At 64.1% G+C, this 14,838-nt stretch carries 18 protein-coding genes; 4 read left to right on the top strand and 14 right to left on the bottom strand.

Annotated elements, in window-relative coordinates:
* Window positions 1-444: an SRPBCC family protein gene (locus tag A9W95_RS21905; protein WP_067417892.1), complete on the bottom strand. Its 444-nt coding sequence runs from the start codon at window positions 442-444 to the stop codon at window positions 1-3.
* A 62-nt stretch (window positions 445-506) separates the two neighbouring features.
* On the opposite strand from A9W95_RS21905, the gene A9W95_RS21900 reads away from it, so the two are divergent.
* Window positions 507-2,201 carry an alpha-keto acid decarboxylase family protein gene (locus tag A9W95_RS21900; protein ID WP_067417696.1) on the top strand — a complete coding sequence of 565 codons (1,695 nt, stop codon included), beginning with the start codon at window positions 507-509 and terminating at the stop codon, window positions 2,199-2,201.
* Between the two features lie 3 nt (window positions 2,202-2,204).
* Here A9W95_RS21900 and A9W95_RS21895 read toward each other — a convergent pair whose 3' ends face one another.
* From A9W95_RS21895 to A9W95_RS21860, 8 genes are all read right to left on the bottom strand, one after another.
* Entirely contained in the window at window positions 2,205-2,678 is a 474-nt protein-coding gene (locus A9W95_RS21895; RefSeq protein ID WP_253851733.1) for a hypothetical protein, read from the bottom strand.
* A gap of 251 nt (window positions 2,679-2,929) precedes the next feature.
* Window positions 2,930-3,109: a bacterioferritin-associated ferredoxin gene (locus A9W95_RS21890; RefSeq protein ID WP_067417692.1), complete on the bottom strand. Its 180-nt coding sequence runs from the start codon at window positions 3,107-3,109 to the stop codon at window positions 2,930-2,932.
* 11 nt (window positions 3,110-3,120) lie between these two features.
* On the bottom strand, window positions 3,121-3,750 hold the full coding sequence (locus A9W95_RS21885; protein WP_067417689.1) for a fatty-acid--CoA ligase: 630 nt from the start codon (window positions 3,748-3,750) through the stop codon (window positions 3,121-3,123).
* A gap of 22 nt (window positions 3,751-3,772) precedes the next feature.
* Window positions 3,773-4,435 (bottom strand): twin-arginine translocation pathway signal, encoded by a 663-nt coding sequence (locus tag A9W95_RS21880; protein WP_253851732.1) that lies wholly within the window; start codon window positions 4,433-4,435, stop codon window positions 3,773-3,775.
* Window positions 4,432-5,319 carry a hypothetical protein gene (locus A9W95_RS21875; RefSeq protein WP_067417686.1) on the bottom strand — a complete coding sequence of 296 codons (888 nt, stop codon included), beginning with the start codon at window positions 5,317-5,319 and terminating at the stop codon, window positions 4,432-4,434. The genes A9W95_RS21880 and A9W95_RS21875 overlap by 4 nt, the downstream gene beginning before the upstream one ends.
* Before the next feature lie 425 nt (window positions 5,320-5,744).
* Window positions 5,745-7,193 (bottom strand): FadD3 family acyl-CoA ligase, encoded by a 1,449-nt coding sequence (locus tag A9W95_RS21870; RefSeq protein WP_256388925.1) that lies wholly within the window; start codon window positions 7,191-7,193, stop codon window positions 5,745-5,747.
* Window positions 7,190-8,380, bottom strand: coding sequence for an amidohydrolase family protein (locus A9W95_RS21865; protein ID WP_067417683.1), 1,191 nt, complete (start codon window positions 8,378-8,380; stop codon window positions 7,190-7,192). The genes A9W95_RS21870 and A9W95_RS21865 overlap by 4 nt, the downstream gene beginning before the upstream one ends.
* Window positions 8,381-8,473: 93 nt before the next feature.
* The gene (locus tag A9W95_RS21860) at window positions 8,474-8,899 is read right to left on the bottom strand and encodes a lipoprotein LpqH (protein ID WP_067417681.1); all 426 of its coding nucleotides are present in this window, start codon (window positions 8,897-8,899) and stop codon (window positions 8,474-8,476) included.
* A 142-nt stretch (window positions 8,900-9,041) separates the two neighbouring features.
* Here A9W95_RS21860 and A9W95_RS21855 point away from each other — a divergent pair, with 142 nt between their 5' ends.
* Together A9W95_RS21855 and A9W95_RS26550 are read left to right on the top strand one after the other, a co-directional pair.
* A complete protein-coding gene (locus A9W95_RS21855) occupies window positions 9,042-9,797 on the top strand; it encodes an enoyl-CoA hydratase/isomerase family protein (RefSeq protein WP_067417678.1) in 756 nt (251 codons plus the stop codon).
* Entirely contained in the window at window positions 9,797-10,216 is a 420-nt protein-coding gene (locus tag A9W95_RS26550; RefSeq protein WP_156746343.1) for a hypothetical protein, read from the top strand. Before A9W95_RS21855 ends, A9W95_RS26550 begins: the two co-directional genes overlap by 1 nt.
* Here the strand turns inward: A9W95_RS26550 and A9W95_RS21850 are convergent.
* Window positions 10,132-10,824 carry a TetR/AcrR family transcriptional regulator gene (locus A9W95_RS21850; RefSeq protein ID WP_067417676.1) on the bottom strand — a complete coding sequence of 231 codons (693 nt, stop codon included), beginning with the start codon at window positions 10,822-10,824 and terminating at the stop codon, window positions 10,132-10,134. The two genes, A9W95_RS26550 and A9W95_RS21850, sit on opposite strands and share 85 nt — an antisense overlap.
* Before the next feature lie 233 nt (window positions 10,825-11,057).
* Between A9W95_RS21850 and A9W95_RS21845 the strand changes: the two genes are divergently transcribed.
* Window positions 11,058-12,341 carry a cytochrome P450 gene (locus A9W95_RS21845; protein ID WP_067417673.1) on the top strand — a complete coding sequence of 428 codons (1,284 nt, stop codon included), beginning with the start codon at window positions 11,058-11,060 and terminating at the stop codon, window positions 12,339-12,341.
* A 7-nt stretch (window positions 12,342-12,348) separates the two neighbouring features.
* Here A9W95_RS21845 and A9W95_RS21840 read toward each other — a convergent pair whose 3' ends face one another.
* The 4 genes from A9W95_RS21840 to A9W95_RS21825 all read right to left on the bottom strand — a co-directional run bounded on the left by A9W95_RS21840 (window position 12,349) and on the right by A9W95_RS21825 (window position 14,707).
* Window positions 12,349-12,645, bottom strand: a complete 297-nt coding sequence (locus tag A9W95_RS21840; protein ID WP_067417670.1) for a cytochrome C oxidase subunit IV family protein — start codon at window positions 12,643-12,645, stop codon at window positions 12,349-12,351.
* 3 nt (window positions 12,646-12,648) lie between these two features.
* Window positions 12,649-13,179, bottom strand: a complete 531-nt coding sequence (locus tag A9W95_RS21835; RefSeq protein ID WP_082983264.1) for a cytochrome c oxidase subunit 3 family protein — start codon at window positions 13,177-13,179, stop codon at window positions 12,649-12,651.
* A 77-nt stretch (window positions 13,180-13,256) separates the two neighbouring features.
* A complete protein-coding gene (locus A9W95_RS21830) occupies window positions 13,257-14,045 on the bottom strand; it encodes a hypothetical protein (protein ID WP_067417664.1) in 789 nt (262 codons plus the stop codon).
* Window positions 14,042-14,707 carry a hypothetical protein gene (locus tag A9W95_RS21825; protein ID WP_371328104.1) on the bottom strand — a complete coding sequence of 222 codons (666 nt, stop codon included), beginning with the start codon at window positions 14,705-14,707 and terminating at the stop codon, window positions 14,042-14,044. Before A9W95_RS21825 ends, A9W95_RS21830 begins: the two co-directional genes overlap by 4 nt.
* Window positions 14,708-14,838 lie beyond the last annotated feature (131 nt).

Here is a 14,838-nt window from a genome sequence, read left to right as displayed (position 1 = left end):
CTACTCGCCCGTCTTCACCTTCAGCACCCGCTCGCGCAACGCCTTGGTCGCCGAGTCGATGGTCCCCTTCACCGCCCGCTTGAGCACGAAGCCGGGCAGCGGCACGTTGGGGTCGATGCTGATCTCCATCTTCACCAATGTGTTGTCACCTTGGGGGACCAGCGTGTACTTGCCGTCTTGGGACTTCTGCTGGCTCGAACGGACCAGTGTCCAGGTCACCTCGTTGTCGCGCCAGGTGTAGGCCACCACTTGCTCGTCGGTGATGCCGGCGGTCTTGACCTTCATCTTGACTTGGCGGGGTCGCCCGTCGTCTCCGGTGTCGAGGATTTCGGCGCTCTGGTGTGGCTCCGACCACTCCGGCATCGCTTCGAAATCGGCGATGACATCGAGGATCTCCTCAGGACTGGCTTCGATGACGATGTCACGGGACTCTTTGATTGCCATGGCCCGCACCATAGCGAAACAGCGTCGCGGCCGGAATAGGTTTGAGGCGTACCGTCATCATCGTGACCGATGCTGCCGCTGCGCTGCCCGAACCCCTTTATACCGTCGGCGACTACCTGCTCGACCGCCTCGTCGAACTCGGCGTCTCGGAGATCTTCGGGGTTCCCGGTGACTACAACCTGGCTTTCCTCGACCACATCGTCGCCCATCCGCGGCTGCGCTGGGTAGGCAGCGCCAACGAACTCAACGCCGGCTATGCCGCCGACGGCTACGGGCGCCTGCGCGGAATGTCCGCTGTGGTAACCACTTTCGGCGTCGGGGAGCTGTCGGCGGCGAACGCCATCGCCGGAAGCTACGCCGAACATGTGCCGGTGGTGCACATCGTGGGCGGGCCGTCCAAAGACGCGCAGGGCACCCGGCGGGCACTACATCATTCGCTCGGCGACGGAGACTTCGAACACTTCTTTCGCATTAGCCGGGAAATCACCTGCGCGCAAACCAATCTCATGCCCGCCACGGCGTGCCGGGAGATCGACCGAGTGTTGTCGGAGGTGCGCGAGCAGAAGCGGCCCGGTTACATCCTGCTGTCCAGTGACGTCGCGCGCTTCCCCACCGAACCGCCGGAGGCCCCGCTTCCCCGCTACACCGGCGGCACCAGCCCGCGGGCGCTGGCACTGTTCACACAGGCGGCGAACGAGCTCATCGGCGATCATCGGGTGACGGTGCTGGCCGACTTGCTGGTGCATCGCCTGCACGCCGTCAAGGAGTTGGAGGCATTGTTGACCGCGGACGTGGTGCCGCACGCCACCCTCATGTGGGGCAAGAGCTTGCTCGATGAAAGCTCACCGAACTTCCTGGGCATTTATGCCGGGGCGGCGAGCGCCGAACACGTGCGCACGGCGATCGAGCAGGCCGCCGTGTTGGTGATGGCCGGGGTGGTCTTCACCGACATGGTCAGCGGCTTCTTCAGCCAGCACATCGACACCGCCCGCACCATCGACATCGGCCAATATCAGAGCAGCGTGGGCGACCAGGTGTACGCCCCGCTGGAGATGGGTGCCGCGTTGGCAGCGCTGGCCGAGATCCTGACCCGGCGCCAGGTCAGTTCGCCACCGGTCGCGACGCCACCCGCCGAGCCCGCCCCGCCAACCCCCGCGCGAGACGATCCACTGACACAGGAGATGCTGTGGGATCGACTCTGCGCGGCGTTGACGCCCGGCAATATCGTGCTCGCCGATCAGGGCACATCGTTCTATGGCATGGCCGATCACCGGCTGCCTCAGGGCGTCACCTTCATCGGCCAACCGCTCTGGGGCTCAATCGGTTACACCCTGCCCGCCGCGGTCGGTGCGGCGGTGGCCCACCCGGATCGCCGGGCGGTGTTGCTGATCGGTGACGGAGCTGCCCAACTGACCGTGCAGGAACTCGGCGTCTTCCCCCGCGAAGGGCTGTCGCCGGTCATCGTGGTGGTCAACAACGACGGTTACACCGTGGAACGAGCGATTCACGGAGAAGCCGCGCCCTACAACGACATTGTGCGCTGGAAGTGGACCGAGGTGCCCGCTGCGCTGGGAGTCACCGAACACGATGCATACCGGGCGCGCACCTATGGTGAACTCGACGACGCGCTGACCGCCGCGGCGCAACGGCAGGACCGTATGGTGTTGGTCGAGGTGGTGCTGCCTCGTCTCGAGGTGCCTCCGCTGCTCGGTCAACTCGTCGGATCCTTGTCGCCTCCGGCAGGCGACTCCCGCTGACGCTCAGAGCACCGGATCGACTTTTGCCATCTTCAGTCGCTCTCCGTCGCGCGTCATGGTGACCACGAGGCGGAACTTGCGCGGCCCCTGTTTGGCGCCGTCCGCGTTGACGACCTCCGACGTCGAGGCCACCAGCACCACCGCGGAATCGCTTGTCATCGTGTTCAGATCCACCACGGCGGCCTGCACCGTGCCCCGCTCGACTAGCTGAGATTCCGCCACTGTCTTCGTGAAATCTCCTGCGTTTCTGGTCATCTCGTCTCGGAATGTACCGGTGGAGTCGTCGAGGATGCGTTGCACACTGCGCTCGGGGTTGGTGGCGTCCAAAGACGTCAACGTCACGACACTCCGTCTGGCCGCCGCAGCGAACTCGTCCGCCAGTTGACGCTGATGGCTCGCACCCTGGTGGATGCGCATCATCTGCACGCTGGCACCTACAAAGGCAAGCACCAGGCCGGCGCAGACCGCTGCGGCCATGATCGACACTTTCCGACGGCGCGGCGAAGGCCGTCGTTCGGCTTGTCCACCAGGGTCGCTTGCGGGAGCGTTGTCGGCCTGGCGCCGGAGCCGACTTGCCCTGGCGCGCGCTCCTGCGGCGGCCTTGGCGAGCGCTTCGGCTTTGGCGGACTCCGCCTGCGCTCGTTGCGCCAACTTGCGCATCTCGTCGGCAGTGCTGACCTCGTTGGGGTCCACCGCATCCGCCGCACTTCGTTCGGCGTCCCTTGAGCTCACGGCGCCGTGTGGTCCGCGTTCGTTGTGGACATGATGGAGCGGATGGTGCGCCGGCAACGTCCGCAGTCGGCTCCGGCACCACAAGCGGCCGCGACCTCGTTGGTCGTCGTCGCCCCGGCCGCGATGACGTCGGCCACCGTCTGGCTGGTGATTCCGTTACACAGGCACACGAACATCAGACGATCGCTTACTCCGCCGCCGCCTCGATCCGCATCATCTCCAGGAATCGGCCGACGAACACCGGCGGGTAGGCGCCCACACCGGCACCGGTCAGCCACGGCGCCGCGGCGTCGGGATGGTCGATCCATTGCCGCGCACCGTCCTCGTCTGGGAACTCCTGCAGGATCAGCACCTCGTCGGCGTTGTCGAAAGCCTGGAATATCCATGTCTTCCGAATACCCGCGGCGGTGAACCTATCCATCGCATATCGAACTTCTGCGGTCAGCGTGGAGATGTTGTCCACCGAGGCAAACGCCGCCACCACGACCCCGGGCGCGCGGGAAGCCCCGGTGGGTGCCGCGATGAACCTTTCGACGATTTCTCCGGCGAAGACGGCAGGAATGTCGTCCACGCCGACCGCGTCGAACCAGTCGAAGAAGACCCGCGAGCGCAGCAGTTCGACGATCGGCTCCCGACTGTGCACACCGATCATCACCAGGACCCGGCCATAGTCGTGTGTCGACCCGTAGACCAGAACATGGTGGGCGCCGATATCGGCCAATGCCGCCTTATTGCGCTCGAGCAGGGGCCACACTCGAGTCGGATCGGCGACACGGTAATCCGAGGCGATCACCATCGAGTGCATGTCGTTGCTCATCTGCGCAGCCCCCTACACCCGGCTAGATCGGATTGAACGACGAAATCAACCATTTCTTATCGGCTTTGGTCAGCTTGACCTCGACGCTGCTGGACGCCAACGTCGGCTCAGGCCGATCCTTGCTCTGGGTCGTCTGGTTGACGAACAACAGCACGACCGCCGAGTCAGGGTGGAATTCGGAGAGTGCCGCGCGGAGCACCACCGCGGTTGTCTTGACCGACTTCATCTTCGCCGCTGGCGCAACGATCTGTTGCGTGAACTGGTCATAGTAGGACAAGAAGTCGCCGGTGAGATGCGATCTCGCCGTCGCGAAGTCTTGGTCGAGGGTTTCCGGGGCATACGACAGCACGGCGACGGTTCCCTCACTGGCAGCCGCGATCGCAACCTTGGCGGCGGCGTCGTTGACTCTGCGGTCCGGGAGGTAGGTGAAGTACAGCAGTGAGCCGAGCAGGGCAAGCGAACCAACGAGCGACAACGCCACGAGAATGACGGGTAAACGCCCGGACGACAGCGCTTTTGCCCGCGCCGCAAAGCGCTTGCGCCGGCTGGGGCGCGGGTCGTCCTCCTCGACCCGATCGGCGGACTCGCTCTCCGACGTTTCGTCGGCGGCCGCGACGTCCTCGGCTGGTGCGGCCTGATCGACTTTTTCGGTCTCGTCGACGATCGAGGCTTCCTCTGCGCTCACGGTACGAACTCGACCTTCGACATCTTGAGTTGACCGCCATCTCGGGTCATGGTCACGATCAGCCGATAGTTGCGCGGATCCTGTTTGGCGCCAGCGGAGTTGGTGACTTCCGAGGTCGACGCGACGTACACCACCGCCGAATCATTGGTCAGCGAGTCCAGGTCCACCGCGGCGAGCTGTACGGTGCCTTGCTCGACCACTTTTGACTCCTGCACCACTTTGCCGAAGTCGTCGGCCGTCTTCACCAGATCGTCCCGGAAGGAGCCGGTGGAGTTGTCCACGATGCGCTGAATATCGTTCTTGGCGTTCTGGAAATTCAGCGACGTCAGCGTGATGACACCTTGTCGAGCCGCGGCCGCGAATTCGGCGACGAGATGGCGGCGCCGAACGGCGTCTTCGTGGTGCTTGATCATGTAGACGCTGCCCGCTACGGCGGCGGCGACGACCAGGATGGCGAGGCTGGTGAATACGGTGGACCAGTTCGGACGTCGACGCAGCCGGGTCAGCCTGCGCGCCTGCGAACTCGGTTCCGGCGTCACCTCGGCGGCGTCATCGGCGTCGCGCGCGTCGGCGTCGGCGGCCTCGTCGGCTACGGTCTCTCCCTGCTCGGTTTCGGTCGCATCGGCCTCGAGACCTGACTCGGCCGCGGCTACCGGCGTGGCGGCCTGTTGGGTCGCGTCCAGATCCTCGGTCGGTCCCACCTTTTCCGCCGCAACGTCTTTCTCCGCGGCGGCGGCTCGGTCGGCTTGGCGGCGCAAGGCAAGGGCGCGCGCCCGGGCGCGCGCGGCCGCGGCCAGAGCTTCGGCTTCCGCAGCCTCTGCCTCGGCCTGTTCGGCCAAGGCCCGGATTTCTGCTGCAGTGCTGGGGTCTTCGTCCCGGCTCACCGGAACCGATTTCGTTTCAGCAGTGTTCTGGCGGACATCGGGACTCACAACTCGGCGGCCCAGGAATGCGGCTGCTCGTGACTCAATGTGAAACTCCTCTGCCCCTTGCCCGTCCTCTTGCTCATCTGCCGATTCAGTCGCGGTCCGTGGCTGCCACGGCGGTCGCCGTTGCGCCACCCTACCCGGCACGTGCGATGAGGCGACCGAATACACCCGAGATTCATTTGTTCTCGACGGCGATCACTCGACCAGGCCGCCAAGTACCGACCGGCACGCGACATCCGACTCCCCCAAATCGCCAGCCGCGGAGAACCACGTTATCACTTGATGCTGTGAGCTGGCCGCGGCATCTGTCCGGTGACCCGGCAAAATCGGCACGAGCAGTGAGAGCGCCATTCTCCCGCCACGAGAATAGTGGCCACGACTCAGTGCAGCAGGTCTTTGACCACCTTGCCGGTGGCGTTGAGCGGTAGCGCGTCGAGAAACTGCACCGACCGCGGCACCTTGAAGTTCGCCATGCGATTTCGACACCAGTCGATCAGCTCGGGCGCCTCGACGGCGCCGTTGCGGACAACGAATGCCTTCGCCACTTGGCCCAACCGCTCGTCGGGCACGCCGATCACGGCCGCTTGCCCGACCGCCGGGTGACTGAGCAAGAACCCCTCGATCTCAGCCGGGTAGGCGTTGAAGCCGCCGACGACGAACATGTCCTTCTTCCGGCCGACAATGCGTAGGCGGCCGGTGCCGGTGAAATTTCCCAGGTCCCCGGTGTGCAGCCAGCCGTCGTCGTCGATGGCTTGCGCGGTGGCCGCGGGGTCGTCCAGGTAGCCCTGCATGACGCCGTAACCGCGAACAAGCACCTCGCCGTCGTCGGCGATGCGCACGTCGACTCCGTCGCAGGGCAGTCCGGCGGTGGCGGCCACGTCCTCGAAGGAATCACCGGGCCGCGACAGCGTCACATTGCCGGCTTCGGTCAGCCCGTACCCGGTCATCAAGGTCTGGAACGGAAGTTCGCCGTGGATGCGGCGAACCAATTCAACGGGGATGTCGGCCGCTCCGGTAACCCCCGCCCGCAACGTCGAGAGTTTGGACTTGTCGGGAACCGTCAGCAGCGAATAGTAAAGCGTCGGAGGACCGGGCAGCATCGAAATACGTTCGCGTTCAATGAGGTTCACTACCGTGTCAAGGTCGAAGACGGCGACCGGCAACATCGTCGCCCCCCGCAAAAAGGACGCGATGAGACCGGCCTTCAACCCGAAAGTATGGAAGTACGGATTGATCTGCAGGTAGCGATCGCCCTCGCGCAGATCGGCCAGAGTCGCCCACTCCTCGTACATCCGCAGGGTTTGCTGGTGATTCAGCATCGCCCCCTTGGGGCGGCCGGTGGTACCGGAGGTGAAAATGATGTCTGAGACATCGGTGCCGCTCACGGCGCGCTCGAACGGTGCGCCGCTGGAAAGGAAATCGGACTTCACGTCGATGACCGGCACACCGGCAGGCGCGGCGTAATACTGCCCCAGGAACCCCTGCTGCGTCAGGACAGCCTTGACTCTACTGCGGGCGATGATGTCGCCCGCTTCCTCGGCCTTGAATCGGGTGTTGACCGGGACCAGCACACCACCGGCGGTGAGCAGACCGAACGCCGCGATGATCCACTCGGCCGAGTTCGGAGCCCAGACCGCGACCCGATCGCCCTTGCCGACCCCCAGTTCGGCGAACGCGCCTGCAGCGCAGCGTATTCGTCCGATCAACTCGGTAAAGGTTAAGCGCAGCGGACCGTCGACAACCGCTTCAGCGTCGCCGAAACGATCCGCCGCGCTCAAGACCATCTCGGGGATGGTCTGCCATAACAGTTTGGTCGTCGGATCCGTCACACCGTGACGAGTCGACCGAGGTTGCCGCCCATGATCTTCGCTTGGTCGTCAATGGGAAGGTGCGACAGCGCGTTGATGTAGTAGGTCGGCTCCGCCAGTCCCTCCGGGTGCGGCCAGTCCGAGCCGTACAGCACCTGGTCTACACCCACCAGGCCGATCAGATCGTCGATGCCCTCCTCGAAGAAGGGGCTGACGTAGATCCGATTCTTGACCGTCTCGACGGGGTCGCTGGGGAAAGCTTCCGGGGCCTTGCGGAAGACCTCGGCCAGGCCGTCCAGCAATGGGGTCATCCACTTGGATCCAGCCTCGACGATCGCCACCTTCAACTTGGGGTGGCGATAGAGCGCGCCGTGGATCACCCACGAGCCCACGGCGTCCTGAATCGGTCGCCACTCGTTGAGGATGCCCATCGCGTTGGTCTGGAACGGCAGCATCTCCTGGTCGGCGCCGTCCCACTCGGAGGTGTACCGCGAGTAGCCGCTGTCGCTGGAGTGCATGCCGACCAGCAGGTCGTGCTCGACGACCCGCTCCCAGAACGGGTCGAACTCCGGCAGCGCAAACGACCGGGGGCCGCGGAAGCCCGGGACGGGAGCGGGGCGGATGAGGATGGCGCGGGCACCGCGCTTGACCACCCACTCCAGCTCCTCGATCGCCTTCTCGACGATCGGCAGGGTGATGACGGGCGTGGTGAAGATGCGGTTCTGGTAGTTGAAGCCCCAGACTTCGTCGAGCCACTGGTTCAGCGCATGGATCAGGACGTGGATGGCGACCGGGTCGTCGCGCAGACGCTCCTCGATCAGGCTGGCCAACGTGGGAAACATGAGCGTACGGTCCAGGCCCAGTTCGTCCATCTTCTCCAAGCGCGGGCCGGGCTCGAAGAACGCCGGGATCGCGCGCATCGGCTCGCCGAACAGCTCGCGCTTGCTCTTGCCTTCCGGGTTGCCGTACTTGAAGTACTCCTCCCAGGCACCCGGCCGGGCGACGACCTCGAACGTCGGGTTGGGAATGTAATTGCTGATCACGCCGCGCAGCGCGATTTTGGTGCGCCCGTTGATCTGGACGTACTGGACGAAGTCCTTGTACTCCTTGGGCAAGAACTTGGTGAGCGCTTCCGGCGGCTCGTAGAGATGGTTGTCCGCGTCAAAGAGCGGGAACGGGACGTCCTCCCGGTGCGACAGCTGCCCCATGAAATCCTCCTTCGCAATTTGCGAGAATACTATTCTCTTTAGTCGATGGCCCGCAACAACCAGCCCCCCAGCGGGGTTGCGCCCAAGGCGCCGTTAGCACCTGACGGTGATCTTGAAGGTGGCGGTCATCGGCTCGTTCGGTTTCTCCGAATTCGAACCGTTGGCGGTACCGGCGATCGTGTACGTGTCGTTGCTGAAGTGGGTGGTGGCGACGCTGTCGCCGCCTTGCGAATACATCCCGGTGAAGCTGCCCACGTTGCGGATGCGCACCGACCGCGTGGTGGGCAAGTCCGCATGCTGGTCGACGACGACGGTGGCGCCGGAGAACTTGGTACCGATGTCAATTGTTCGGACCCACTCCAGCTGCGAGCAGCTGACCTGTGCCGTCCGGGACTCGGCCTGATTCACCGCGATCGAGGCCGTACTGGCGATCTGCGCTTGGGACGGCGCCCCTCCGCCGCACCCGGCGAGAACCACCGCAAGCGCCGCGGCGGTAGCGCCCGCGAATCGTTCCCGCACTCGCCCACCTCTTGTATTCCGGTTGAGCGCGTTCCACGGTCCTGGGGCGCGCCGGTAGACCTGCACCGATGATGCTATTCTCCGCGAAAGAGAATGCCAATATCGGCGAGCTCGTGGTGACCTCCGAGGAACTGACACTCACATGGTCGACGTGGAATTCGATGACGGGCTCGCGGTGCTCACCATCGACCGCCCCCACGCGCGCAACGCCATCGCGCTGCAGACCATGGACCAGTTGGAGAAGGCGCTCGATGCCGCCGCGGGTGCCCGCGCGCTGGTGATCCGGGGCGCGGGCGATCGCGCCTTCGTATCCGGCGGTGACCTCAAGGAGCTCAGCGCGCTGCGCACCGAGGAAGACGCCGCGGCGATGGCACGACGGATGCGCGCGATCTGTGATCAGCTGGCGAACTTCCCGGCTCCGGTGATCGCCGCACTCAACGGGCACGCCTTCGGCGGCGGCGCCGAGGTCGCCGTGGCGGCAGACATTCGGATAGCCGCTGACGACGTCAAGATCGCGTTCAACCAGGTGCAGCTTGAGATCATGCCGGCGTGGGGCGGCGCCGAACGACTCGCGGCGCTGGTCGGCAGGGGCCGGGCGCTGCTGTTGTCCGGCACCGGCACCGCGCTCGACGCCATGGAGGCCCATCGCATCGGACTGGTCGACCTGGTCCTGCCCCGCTCGGCCTTCGACTCACCCGGTGACGGCTGGCGATCGGTTGCCCGCTCGCTGGCCCGCCGGCCGGCGACCGAGATAAAACGCGTGATCAGCGGAGTTTCCGCAGAGGAAGCGATAGCATCCTTTGCACGGCTGTGGGTAGCCGACGCCCACTGGCAGGCCGCGGAGCGGGTAATGAACCGCACTGCCAGTCCGCGCCCGGTAACGGGAGGAGCGCCATGATGACTGTGCAGCGCATGTTCGGTGCCGCGCTAGCGACATCGCTGGTCGCCGCGGGGCTAGTCCTGAACGGTGGGCGGGCACACGCCGACCCGGACTTCCATCAGGTCACTTACACCGTGTCGGTGCAGAATGCGACCTACGCCGACATCTACTACCAGGATCAGGACCCCACGGTCTTCTCCGACTACAGCCACAACCCGTATTCGTTCACTCCGAACATCAAGACCGATATCGCACCGGGTAAGCCGTGGGTGCAGCAGGTACCGCTAGTGAACCCCGATCAATGGGCGATGGTGACGGTGACGAGCGGCAGGGAACCGGGGACGCCGAATTTTCACTGCGATTTGGCCGTTGACGGCCGGGTGGTGGTGTCCAAGGACGGCGCCAAAGGGGTGCTCTGCTCGTTGCGAACCTGGTGAACCGGCGCTGCGTCCGCGACCGGAGGGGGATCACCCTCCAGTCGGCGCAGGTAATCCTCAACCAACTCAATGGTTTCCGCGTGCCCGCCGGTGACGCCGAGCGCCTGCTCGAGCACCAGGAACCGGGACACGCTGCTCATCAGCAACGTCCATACCACCGCCGGCAGCTCCACGGTGCCCACGTCGTAGCGGCGCAGCGCGGTGGTCACCACCTGACGTTGTTCCTCCCGGAATCGCTCGGCGTAGTAGGCGATTTCGGCGCGCATCTCTTTGCGGTGATTCGCCAACGCCATGAACTCCATCGAGATCCGCACGAAGCCGGGGTCGGTGCCGAAGCGCCACAACGCCCACAGCGGCTGCGGCGACTCCAACAACCGTGCCTGCATCTGCAGACCTTCCTCCGCGCGGCGCCGGAAGACGGCGAGGAAGAGCTCTTCCATCGTGCGGAAGTAGTAATGCACCAGTTGCGGTTTGAGGCCGGCCTTGCTGGCGAGCCGTCGGGACGTCACCGCGGCATAGCCCTCATCGAGCATCAGCTGTTCGGCCGCGTCGAGCAGCAGACCCCGGTTCTTCGCGTCCGGCGTTCCGATCCTGCGCGCCGATGTCATGCCCAAACTCCGTACTTTCGACCGTCAACGCCCTCATGCCGATGGTATCCAGGTCCGGGTGGTAGCCCGGCTCGCCGACCTGAGCGCCTTCTTGACCCTGACATTACCGCCATGCTAAGCAAGTGCTCAGCTTAGTAGGGACTCGGATCGCCCGGTGACATCAACTCTCAACGGCAACGCGTGAATTCGAGCGCTACTCCAACGGGTTAGGTCTGGCTTCGGGAGGTACGCACATGACCACCGCTTACGATTCGATCGACTTCTTCACCGATCCGTCCCTGGTACCGGATCCGCATCCCTACTTCGACTACTTACGCAGTCAGAGCCCGGTGCTGCGGCTGCCGCATTACGGGGTCATCGCGGTTACCGGTTACGAAGAAGCCACCGCCGTTTACAAAGACACGGAGTCCTTCTCCAATTGCGTCGCGTTGGGTGGCCCCTTTCCGCCGTTGCCGTTTCAGCCCGATGGCGACGACATCAACGCCCAGATCGACCAGCATCGCGAGAAGTTTCCGATGTACGAGCACATGGTGACCATGGACCCGCCGGACCACAGTCGCGCCCGGTCGATTCTGAGCCGGCTGCTGACGCCCAGTCGCCTTCGGCAGAACGAAGAATTCATGTGGCGTCTCGCCGATCGCCAACTCGACGAGTTCCTGGCCAACGGCCAGTGCGAATTCATCAGCGAGTACGCGAAACCGTTTGCCACACTGGTAATTGCCGACCTGCTCGGCGTGCCGGAAGCCGACCGCAATGACTTCCGCGTCGTCCTGGGTGCCGATCGGCCAGGCCGCGTCGGAGCGCTGGATCATCAGTCGGTGGGTGTCAATCCGCTGGAGTGGCTGGACGAGAAGTTCTGCTCTTACATCGAGGACCGGCGCAGCAGGCCGCGTGACGACGTGCTGACGTCGCTGGCGACGGCCAAGTACCCGGACGGCTCTACCCCGGAGGTCATCGAAGTGGTCCGGTCGGCCACCTTCTTGTTCGCCGCCGGCCAGGAAACCACCGCCAAGCTGCTGACCGCGGCCATGCGGGTGCTCGGCGATCGGCCTGATCTGCAACAGCTGCTGCGGGACAACCGCAGCCTGATCCCGAATTTCATCGAGGAATCACTGCGGATGGACAGTCCCGTCAAGAGTGACTCCCGGTTGGCTCGCAAGTCCGCCACCTTGGGAGGTGTCGACATTCCCGCCGGCACGGTGGTGATGGTGCTGCCCGGTGCGGCCAACCGCGATCCGCGTCGTTTCGACGACCCGCACGAATTCCGCATCGACCGACCAAACGTGCGCGAGCACATGGCTTTTGCCCGCGGTGTGCATTCCTGTCCCGGAGGTCCCCTGGCTCGGGTGGAAGGCCGGGTATCCCTGGAACGCATTCTTGACCGGATGGGCGATATCGCCATCAACGAAGGCAAGCACGGACCGGTGAACGATCGCCGCTACATCTACGAGCCGACGTACATCCTGCGCGGTCTGACCGAACTGCACATCACCTTCACACCTCAGCAAGCGCCGTAGGCCTGCGCTAAGCCAGCGCCATTCCGGTGAAGTAGCTGCCGAGCATCCCGGCGGCCATGAGCAGTACCCATGCATCGGTGAGCCGCGACAGCAGCGGGGGCGCCTGCCGCACCTCCATGAACTCGCGAAAGATGATGCGCACCTTTATCAGTGCGATCACGATCACGGCCGCAGTGACCACGGCGCTAGACCGCGGCGCGCCGGCTTCATCGCCAACGGAGTGGTCGATCCATAGATAGCCCACAGTAAGCGCGCAGAGGATGAGCCAGACGACCAAGAGCCTGCGGTCGAACTTGAGGTGCACCGTTCACCTCACCACGTAGAGCAATGCGAAGATGAGCACCCACAGGAAGTCGACGGTGTGCCAGTAGGTGGCACAGGTCTCGACCAGCTCTTGAGAACCCTCGGACCTTGGCGCCGGCGCTTTGAGTTGGTAGACCACGACGCCGAGCACAACAAACCCGATGAGCAGATGGATGAAGTGGATGCCGGTCAGAAAGTAGTAATAAGTGAAGAAGTCGTTGCTGGCCAAGCCGTTTCCCGAGCGCATCTGCTTGACCCACTCGAAGATTTTGGTAGCCAGAAAGATCAGACCGCACAACCCAGTACACGCGACGTCTCTGCGGGCCTGCCGGTAGGCACCGGCGCGCGCGGCCTGCACACATCGTGCCACCGCCCACGAACTCAGCAGCAAGACAATGGTGTTGAACACCCCGATGCGTAAGTCCAGCTGCGCCTGCGAGCGCAAGAAGAGCTCGGGACTCTGGGTCCGGTAGAACAAGTAGAAGCCGAAATAGCCGGTGAAGACCAGCGTTTCGAACAGGACGAACGCCCACATGTCCGGTTGTCCGGGCACGAATCTGTCGGGTCTGTCCGGTCGTGCCGCTACCTGCGCCGGCGGGACGGTGTGCTCGGTCACCGGACTACACCCGCTGTGGTCGAGCCACTGGGCACCACGCCATCACCGAAGTCCTCGCGTTGAATCAGTCGCCGAAGCAAGAAGATGAAAACCCCTGTGTAGATGCCGAATACGACCATGTCCAGCCACCACGCGATCTGGCCGTTCCAGGCCAACACTCCGCGCCGGAATATCCACGCCGGTGACACCACGATCTCGGTGAGCCCGTTACACAGGTTGAGATAACCGAACCATTTGGGGAAGACGCGATTCTTGTCGATGAGGATGGCCAGCATCCATACCAGTGAGCCGATCAGAAACACACCCATAGTTCCCACGAACGACAGAAAGGCGAAGTCGTAGATCCAGCTGATCAGTCGGGGGTCGCGGTCGGGTCTCATCGCTCCTACGGTGAGCGCGACGCACATCAGCAGCATGCCGGGAATGGCACTCAGCGAATACAGGATCAGATACGAGTATGCGAACGCCGGGCTCACCGACATCCGCCGCATGGAGTAGGCGATCAGTGCATTGCTCATCGTCGTCATGCCGGTGATGACAAACATGATGGCGAATCCGACCTGTATGCCGAATCGGTTGTCGGCGAACCATTGCACCACTTTGGCGGTGTCCCACGCAGGGCTCGGCGGCGGCTGCGAGCGAGTGAGCACAAAAAACACCAGACCGAACAAGTTGTAGAACACCACCAGCGTCCACCAGGCCAGCCACAGCTCGCGCTTGGGCTTGATTGCGGCGGTCCCGGCGACCCCGGACGGTGGTTGGGTGTGCGCGACCGTTGAACTCATGGGCGTCGGCCGCGTTCGGAGTGCAGGGCCCTGCCTAAGACAACCCCCATGACGACGATCCATACGCCGATGGCGATGTTCTTGAGCCAGAACGACAACAAGCCGTTCCATGCCAGCGGCCCGGACAACGCCAGGCCGACGAACGCGGCCGGTACCAGGGCCGCTGCCACCACGAGGTTGAAGTGCGCCACCCACCGGTTCAGCACCGGTTCGGATCGATCGTCGAAATATATTGCCAGCGCCAGGATCACGCTCTGGGCGATCAGGAATGGCACTTGGCTGGTGAATGTGACCCACGCGAAATCGTTGTACAACTGCGTCAGTTCGGGGTCGCGTTCCGGACGGAAGGCGGCCAGCAGCCAGCAGACGTTGGCGATGAGAAACAGCGTCGGACCGCCGGCCACGCAACCGAGCATGCAATAAGAAAAGATGGGCGTTCGATGAGCCATCCGGCGGATCTGCATGACCAGCAGGATGAGAATCGGAATGAGGCACACCCCGAACCAGTTGAACAGGATCATGCTGCATCGGATGCGCGAAAGGTTATGCGGATCGCGATAGAAGGCTGCTACCTGTTCAGCGGACAACGTCGGTGACAGCGGTGGCGTGAAACCGGGGAACAACACGAACGCCGATACCCAGGCGCCCGTGGTCGAGCGCAACCGCACCGACGGTGAGCGGATCCTGTTCTGGACGTTGCCGGTCGCGGCGCTCATCTGGGTATCGGCGTTCGTGTTGTTCCCCGGTTTCACGCCACCGCTGTCACCGACGTTGTCCGCTGAACAGGTAGCAG

The organism is Mycobacterium sp. 1423905.2, assembly GCF_001673155.1.
Taxonomy (GTDB): domain Bacteria; phylum Actinomycetota; class Actinomycetes; order Mycobacteriales; family Mycobacteriaceae; genus Mycobacterium.
The sequence above is the reverse complement of the archived record's forward strand: the minus strand, read 5'-3'. Positions and strand labels throughout refer to the sequence as shown.

What these genes read in the sequence shown, in the direction of transcription:
- A9W95_RS21905 (WP_067417892.1), bottom strand. Translation starts at nt 444, where the DNA reads ATGGCAATCAAAGAGTCCCGTGACATCGTCATCGAAGCCAGTCCTGAG.
- A9W95_RS21895 (WP_253851733.1), bottom strand. Translation starts at nt 2,678, where the DNA reads ATGGCCGCAGCGGTCTGCGCCGGCCTGGTGCTTGCCTTTGTAGGTGCC.
- A9W95_RS21890 (WP_067417692.1), bottom strand. Translation starts at nt 3,109, where the DNA reads ATGTTCGTGTGCCTGTGTAACGGAATCACCAGCCAGACGGTGGCCGAC.
- A9W95_RS21885 (WP_067417689.1), bottom strand. Translation starts at nt 3,750, where the DNA reads ATGAGCAACGACATGCACTCGATGGTGATCGCCTCGGATTACCGTGTC.
- A9W95_RS21865 (WP_067417683.1), bottom strand. Translation starts at nt 8,380, where the DNA reads ATGGGGCAGCTGTCGCACCGGGAGGACGTCCCGTTCCCGCTCTTTGAC.
- A9W95_RS21855 (WP_067417678.1), top strand. Translation starts at nt 9,042, where the DNA reads ATGGTCGACGTGGAATTCGATGACGGGCTCGCGGTGCTCACCATCGAC.
- A9W95_RS26550 (WP_156746343.1), top strand. Translation starts at nt 9,797, where the DNA reads ATGACTGTGCAGCGCATGTTCGGTGCCGCGCTAGCGACATCGCTGGTC.
- A9W95_RS21850 (WP_067417676.1), bottom strand. Translation starts at nt 10,824, where the DNA reads ATGACATCGGCGCGCAGGATCGGAACGCCGGACGCGAAGAACCGGGGT.
- A9W95_RS21845 (WP_067417673.1), top strand. Translation starts at nt 11,058, where the DNA reads ATGACCACCGCTTACGATTCGATCGACTTCTTCACCGATCCGTCCCTG.
- A9W95_RS21835 (WP_082983264.1), bottom strand. Translation starts at nt 13,179, where the DNA reads ATGTGGGCGTTCGTCCTGTTCGAAACGCTGGTCTTCACCGGCTATTTC.
- A9W95_RS21830 (WP_067417664.1), bottom strand. Translation starts at nt 14,045, where the DNA reads ATGAGTTCAACGGTCGCGCACACCCAACCACCGTCCGGGGTCGCCGGG.